Below are 6,275 nucleotides of genomic sequence, written 5' to 3' on the forward strand. Positions count from 1 at the left end.
TAAGATAAGGGGGAGTGATGAAAAAGGGATTTTTATTAGTAATATCAGGACCGTCTGGGGTCGGTAAAGGTACTGTTCTTCATGACTTGATGAACACCCAAACAAACTTAGTATATTCTGTATCCGCCACAACTAGAAAAAAGAGGGACGGAGAAATAGAAGGAGTTAGTTATTTTTATTTAGACCACGATCAGTTTGAAAAGATGATCGCTGAAGATAAATTCCTTGAATATGCTCAAGTCCATAATAATTATTATGGAACACCCAAAGAATTTGTAGAAAAAAAGATAAACGAAGGCAAAATCGTAATATTAGAAATAGATGTACAAGGAGCTCTAAATATCAAGAAAAATACTGATAATGGAGTCTTTATTTTTTTAGCCCCACCTAGCCTAAAGGAATTAAAGAAAAGAATTGTAGGTCGAGGTACAGAAACTGATGAAGATATAAAAATCAGGATGAATAATGCTAAAAAAGAACTACAGTATATTAAAGATTACGATTATATAGTTGTTAATGACCACCTAAATTCAGCCATAACATCTGTTAATGAAATAATTAACGCAGAAAAACACAAGGTATTTAGGGAAGAAAATTTAGTATTTGAGGAGGATTAATGAAAAATCCATCATTTAAAACATTGTCTGAAGTAAGTCCAAGTAGGTATGAAATTTGCATGATGTGTGCAAAAAGAGCAAGAAGAATCGTAAATGGCTCTGCACCTCTGACTAAACGTGTGGAGGCTAAACCAGTCACTCAAGCCTTAAATGAGATTATCGAAGGCAAGGTAATAAAAAAACAATAATATGTTAAAAAATAAAAATATTTTACTAGGTGTAAGTGGTGGAATAGCAGCTTACAAGGTTCTAGATTTGTGTTCAAGACTAAAAAAAAGAGACGTAAATCTCAAAATAATTATGACTGAATCTGCAGTAGAATTTGTTAAGCCACTAAGTTTTGAAACTATGGGTAGGTGTAAAGTTTATACAGATTTATTTACTGGTCATCACGAAGAAGTTCATCATATAGAACTCGCCAAGTGGGCAGATTTGATGCTTATAGCACCTGCTAGTGCTAACACAATTGCTAAGATGTCACATGGAATAGCGGATAATTTTCTCTTATCAACCTATCTGGCCTGTGAGAAGGATGTGGTTATAGCACCAGCTATGAATACCAATATGCTCAAGGCAAAAGCAACTCAAAGAAATCTTCATATTTTAAAAGAAGATGGAGTCAGAATTATAAAACCAGAGCCAGGTCTTTTAGCTTGCAATACAATAGGCGATGGGCGACTTGAAGAACCAGAAGAAATAGTAGATTATTTAGATGATTATTTTACTGAAAAAGATCTAAAAGGTAAGAAAATAATTGTTACTGCTGGTCCAACAGTTGAACCTATTGACTTTGTAAGATACATAACAAATAATTCAAGCGGTAAGATGGGTTATAATATAGCCAATGAAGCCCGTAAACGTGGAGCTGATGTAACTTTAATATCAGGTCCAGTAAATCCAATCAAGATAAACAGCATAAAGAGAATAGAAATTAAAACCAATTCCGAAATGAAAGACGCTATCGCAAGAGAATTTGATCAAGCAAATGCTTTAATAATGTCCGCAGCACCTGTTGACTATAAAGTTTTAAATCCTAGCGATAGGAAAATTAAAAAGGACGGATCAAATTTAAATTTAGAATTAATAGAAAACATTGATATAATAAAATATTTTGGCTCAATAAAAAAAGGTCAAACTATTATAGGTTTTGCTGCAGAAACTGATGATTTGATTGCAAACGCTAAGAGTAAACTTGATAAGAAAAATTTAGATTATATTATTGCAAATGACTTAACAAAATGGGGAGCAGGTTTTGATGTTGATACTAATGTAGCTTCTATAATTTCTAAGGATGAAATAATGAGCCTCGATATAATGCCAAAAAGCCAGCTTGCCAATAAAATATTAGACCTATTAAGGTGATAATTTGTACGCAAAAGTAATTATTGATAGTAAAAGTAGATTCTTAAACAGGGCTTTTACTTATCATATTCCAGAAAAATTGAATAATAAATTACAAAGAGCAATGAGGGTCTTAGTTCCTTTTGGAAGAGGAAATAAGACTGTCGTTGCTTTTGTTTATGAAATTGTAGAAAATTTTCAAGCTGACTATGAACTTAAAGATATAATTTCAATAATTGATGATAGTAAGTTAGTTATTGATGAGCTTTTAGATCTAGCATTTTTTATGACAAAGCAATATCTTTCTCCAATTCAGCTTTCTCTCAAACAGGTATTACCACCTACAAATATAGACAAAATAAAGACTTTCTACTTAGCTAAGTCAGAAGGTGAAGATAAGCTAATAAACTATTTGCAAATTGAGAGAAGCAAGGAAGAAATCTTAGAAAGATTTCCTAATTCCTTGAATAGATTAAAAGAATTAATAGAAAATGAAGAAATAAAAGTTTTATATGAGGCGAGTGATAAAATCAAAATATCATATGATACTTTTGTAAAATTAAAAGATTTTGATGCAACACTTGCGAAAAACGCAAAAAAACAGCAACAAATTATTGACTATCTTAAAGATAATGGGATTACAAAACAGAGTGATTTACTTAAAAATACATCTTCATCCTTATCATCATTAAAATCTCTTGTTGAAAAAAATGTGGTTGAGGAAATTCTAAAAGAAGCTAATAAGGAAATTGAACTAGATGCGAAAAAATACGATAAGCATCTCTTGAATACCGATCAAGAAAATGCTTATAAAAAGATTCTTGGCCAGCCGGACGGTCAATTTTTATTATTTGGTGTCACTGGGTCAGGCAAGACTGAAATTTTTTTACAAGTAGTAGAAGAGTTTATCAAGGAAGGTAAAGAGGCAATTATTTTAGTACCAGAGATATCTCTGACACCACAAACTATCGAAAGATTTTCTGGAAGATTTAAAGAAAAAATTGCCATTATGCATTCTAGGCTTACTCCAAAAGAAAGATTTAACCAATGGATGATGATTAAAAATGGTGAAGTTAAAATTGCTATAGGGGCTAGATCTGCTATTTTTGCACCTTTTGAAAATCTAGGAGCTATTATTATAGATGAAGAACATGATAATTCTTATATTTCATCTAAAGACCCTAAATATCACACAAAAGAAATTGCAAAGTTTAGAGCAGATTACAATCACTGTAATTTGATAATGGCATCAGCTACACCTTCAATAGACACAATGAATGAAGTTTTCGAAGGAAGGCTTAATTTATTACAATTAAGAACTAGAGTAAATAAGATATTGCCCGAAATTCTTTTGGTCGATATGAGAGAAGAACTCAAAAACTCTAATTATTCCATGCTTTCATACAAATTACAGGAAGAAATTCGTAGTAATTTGGCAAATAATGAGCAAACAATTTTATTTTTGAATAAAATAGGTCACGATTCTTTTACTTTTTGCAGAGCCTGTGGTTATGTTGTTAAATGCGAAGCCTGTGATGTTGCTATGACTTATCATAAAAATGTTGACAAACTTGTTTGCCATTACTGTGGTAGGACTAAAAATCAAGTAAGAGTATGTCCAAATTGTCATTCAAAAAAAATCAAGGAATTTGGAGCAGGCACTGAAAAGCTTGAAGAAGAAGTAAGAGGTCTTTTTCCAGGTGCAAATATTCTAAGAATGGATTCCATGGTTGCAACAAATAAGTCAAGGTATGACTATATGTATAAGGCTATGAAGGAAGGAAAGATTGACATTCTTATAGGTACACAAATGATTGCAAAGGGTCTTGATTTTGAAAATGTAACTCTAGTTGGAATAATTTCTGCTGACTTATCATTAAATGTTGGCGATTTCTCTGCTCAAGAAACTAGCTTCCAATTATTAACTCAAGTAGTAGGTAGGGCTGGTCGAGCTGATAAACCAGGTAGAGCTATTATACAAACATATAAACCAGATAATTTTGTGATCCAAGCTGTAAAAGCTAATGATTACCAAAGTTTTTTTGAAAATGAACTTAAAATTAGGAAGGCTTTTGCATATCCTCCATACAAAAATATTATTACAATCAAGATATTAAATGTCGATAGGATAATGACAATTGATATTTCTAAAGAATTTACAAATGATTTAAGAAATGCATTAAAAAATATTTTTGATGTTGAAATAATTGGACCAAATCCGTGCAAAATATCAAGAATAAATAATAAATACAGGTATAATATCCTTGTAAAGGTTAGTGATAAAGACCTTAGTTTATGTCGAGATGCTATAAGCAGGATTAAAGATAAATTCATCAATAAATACAAGGATACTTCATTCATCGTTGCTATTAATCCTGTAAATATTAATTAAGGAGTCAAGATGTTTAATTTTTTTAAAAGAAAAAAGAAAAAAGTTGAAGAACTAGAAAACAATGAAGTTATTAAAGAAACTGGACAAGAATTTACTGATAATGATAACAGTGACTCAAATAACGACGATATAACTAACGAAGAATATAATAAGTTTAACGAAGCTAACAAAAATAACGATTTAATTGATAAGGCTGAAGAAAAGGTAGAAGAATTAAAGGTAGAAATAGAATCAGAAATAGAAAAATTAGAGGACAAGGCTAAAGAAGTTTCTGAAAAAATTTCAGAAGAAGAAAAATCTAGCAAAATCAAATCTGGGAGATTTATAGACTTAACAAAAAGTGATAATACGGAAAAAAAAACTCTAAAAACTGAAGAAAAAGAATCTAAAAAGACTGAAGCAAAACAAGAACAGGAAATAGAAGAAATTTCTGAAAAAATCAAGGAAGATTTTTTAACAGAAGAAAGTCCAGAAGATCAAAATCAAAATTTAGATGTTGAAGTAATATCAGAAGAGAAAGAATCAATATTTGATAAGTTAAAAAAAGGACTTGCAAAAACTAGGGATAACTTTACATCAAGCCTGACAAATTTATTTACTAGAAATGTAAAAATAGATGATGAATTATATGATGAATTGGAAGAAATTTTAATTTCTGCTGATATTGGAATGACATCAACAATAGATATTGTCGATGAGCTTAGAAACGAAATTAGAAAAAGGTCAATAAAAGAGTCAGATAAAATTTACCCAGTTCTAAAAGAAATAATGGTTAATAAACTTGACGAGAAAAACCTTGAAAATGAGATTAAATTTGAAAAAGGAAAACTTACTGTAATACTTGTTATTGGAGTAAATGGAGTAGGAAAGACAACAACAATAGGAAAACTTGCCAATAATTTCAAGAATGAAGGCAAGAGTGTTATGGTTGCTGCAGCAGATACTTTTAGGGCGGCAGCTATAGAACAATTACAAGAATGGGCAAATAGGGCAAAGGTAGAGCTTATTTCACATAAGGAAGGCGCAGATCCTTCGGCAGTAATATTTGACGCTATTAAGTCCGCACGTAGCAAAAATATAGATATTCTTATCTGCGATACAGCAGGAAGACTTCATAATAAAAAGAATTTAATGCAAGAGCTTGATAAAATTAATAGAACTATAGATACTCATGCTATAAATGCAAATAGGGAAAACCTATTGGTTCTTGATGCTACGACTGGCCAAAATGCTGTAAATCAGCTAAGAGAATTTAAAAATGTGACTGATATTACCGGACTAATTCTTACAAAACTAGATGGTACTGCCAAGGGTGGAGTGATTTTTCCACTACAAGTTGAAGTAGAAGTACCAGTCAAATATATTGGTGTTGGAGAAGGAATTGATCATTTACAGAAATTTGATTCAAAATCTTTTGTAGATGCTATGTTTTGATGTTGAAATATAGGTTTTAAGTGGTATATTATACAGGTACTACAACAATCACACTCATGGATGGATATTACGTTGCCAATTGTGGTTTGATATTCAGTTGAGATGAGTGGAAGAAAAAACGGAGGTAATTATGGCAGTAGTTTCAATGAAAAAATTATTAGAAGCCGGTGTACACTTTGGACACCAAACTAGAAGATGGAATCCTAAAATGTCTAGATTCATCTTCACAGAAAGAAATGGTATCTACATTGTAGACCTACAAAAAACAGCTAACCAAATTGAGGAAGCTTATAAGGTAATGAGAGACATCGTTGCTGATGGTGGTAGAGTTCTATTCGTAGGTACAAAAAAACAAGCACAAGACTCAATTCAATCAGAAGCTAAGAGATCTGGTCAATACTATGTATCTCACAGATGGTTGGGTGGTATGCTTACAAACTTTAAAACAATTAGAAAAAGCGTAGAAAAACTTCAAAGATATGAAAGAATGG

The 6,275-nt window shown here is 31.3% G+C and carries 6 protein-coding genes; all 6 read left to right on the forward strand.

The window, feature by feature from the left end; all coding sequences use genetic code 11:
* Positions 1 to 17: 17 nt before the first annotated feature.
* Positions 18 to 617 (forward strand): guanylate kinase, encoded by a 600-nt coding sequence (gene gmk / locus RQ893_RS07295; RefSeq protein WP_209771996.1) that lies wholly within the window; start codon positions 18 to 20, stop codon positions 615 to 617.
* Positions 617 to 805: a DNA-directed RNA polymerase subunit omega gene (gene rpoZ, locus RQ893_RS07300; RefSeq protein ID WP_311482389.1), complete on the forward strand. Its 189-nt coding sequence runs from the start codon at positions 617 to 619 to the stop codon at positions 803 to 805. The genes gmk and rpoZ overlap by 1 nt, the downstream gene beginning before the upstream one ends.
* Position 806: 1 nt before the next feature.
* The gene (coaBC, locus tag RQ893_RS07305; protein ID WP_311482390.1) at positions 807 to 1,979 is read left to right on the forward strand and encodes a bifunctional phosphopantothenoylcysteine decarboxylase/phosphopantothenate--cysteine ligase CoaBC; all 1,173 of its coding nucleotides are present in this window, start codon (positions 807 to 809) and stop codon (positions 1,977 to 1,979) included.
* Positions 1,980 to 1,983: 4 nt separating this feature from the next.
* Positions 1,984 to 4,350 carry a primosomal protein N' gene (gene priA / locus RQ893_RS07310; RefSeq protein WP_311482391.1) on the forward strand — a complete coding sequence of 789 codons (2,367 nt, stop codon included), beginning with the start codon at positions 1,984 to 1,986 and terminating at the stop codon, positions 4,348 to 4,350.
* A 9-nt stretch (positions 4,351 to 4,359) separates the two neighbouring features.
* Positions 4,360 to 5,784, forward strand: coding sequence for a signal recognition particle-docking protein FtsY (ftsY, locus tag RQ893_RS07315; RefSeq protein ID WP_311482392.1), 1,425 nt, complete (start codon positions 4,360 to 4,362; stop codon positions 5,782 to 5,784).
* A 130-nt stretch (positions 5,785 to 5,914) separates the two neighbouring features.
* Positions 5,915 to 6,275: 30S ribosomal protein S2 (gene rpsB, locus RQ893_RS07320; RefSeq protein ID WP_311482393.1), on the forward strand; the 361-nt coding region annotated here is incomplete at its 3' end.

Origin of the sequence: uncultured Anaerococcus sp., from assembly GCF_963510915.1 — a bacterium.
In the GTDB taxonomy this organism is placed as follows: Bacteria; Bacillota; Clostridia; order Tissierellales; family Peptoniphilaceae; genus Anaerococcus.